Source organism: Morganella sp. GD04133, assembly GCF_029835375.1.
Classification (GTDB): domain Bacteria; phylum Pseudomonadota; class Gammaproteobacteria; order Enterobacterales; family Enterobacteriaceae; genus Morganella; species Morganella morganii_B.
Genome location: NZ_JAODZS010000103.1, coordinates 1 through 783, shown reverse-complemented (window position 1 = coordinate 783; position 783 = coordinate 1). Strand labels below are relative to the sequence as shown.

Sequence of the window (783 nt, the reverse complement as noted above, 5' to 3'; positions counted from 1 at the left end):
TTCCTGTACCGATATTTCGCGTTTCCCCAACCGGTGAAATTAATGACGGGACTATACCGCTGGCACGGGTTACGGGAGCGGGTTCGGCTGCATCAAAAAATACAGGAACAAATCCCGGTCAGATACCGGACATGTCTTCCTTCGGGTTTGCCAACGACGCTTACACGTTTCCTAACGGGTTAATTTTGCAGGTTTTCAGCGTGACACCTTCGGCAACAAACACGGTCACTCCGATTACCTTTCCTGTACCGTTCCCGTACGGGCCACATGGCGTGTGGCCTACACATAACTCCAGTTCATCCGGGCAGTACATGACGCTTGATGCGCTGACGAAGACGGGCGCCAATATGCGCGTATTCCGTTCCGATTCAACCAGCCCGGTAACCGGTGCAGGCACTGTAACCATTATGGCATTAGGGAGATAACCATGAATTACGTATACAGCCCGTCAGAGAACCTTTTTTACGCGAAAGACTGGATTGAGGATTACGGTGATTCGTACCCTGATGATGCTGTTGATGTTGATGAAAGTGTCTTTATCAAATACACATCAGCGGCACCGGTTGGTAAAGTCCGCGTGGCGGGTAAAAAAGGAATGCCGCAGTGGGCTGATGAACCGCCCCTGACGCATGAGCAGCATGTTGCCATCGCTGAATCACAAAAACAGACACTGATTGCTGAGGCTAGTGAAAAAACGGAACTATGGCGGACTCAGTTAATGCTCGGCATTATCACGGACGAAGACAAAGCCAGCCTCAAAGAATGGATGCTGTACGTGCAAAA

1 protein-coding gene and 1 pseudogene are annotated in these 783 nt (G+C 50.3%); both read left to right on the top strand.

Annotation, left to right across the window (positions count from 1 at the left end; genetic code table 11):
* A pseudogene (locus N7387_RS21305) lies at positions 1-425 on the top strand (hypothetical protein); the annotation flags it as partial.
* A gap of 2 nt (positions 426-427) precedes the next feature.
* Positions 428-783: tail fiber assembly protein (locus N7387_RS21300; protein WP_279800958.1), on the top strand; the 356-nt coding region annotated here is incomplete at its 3' end.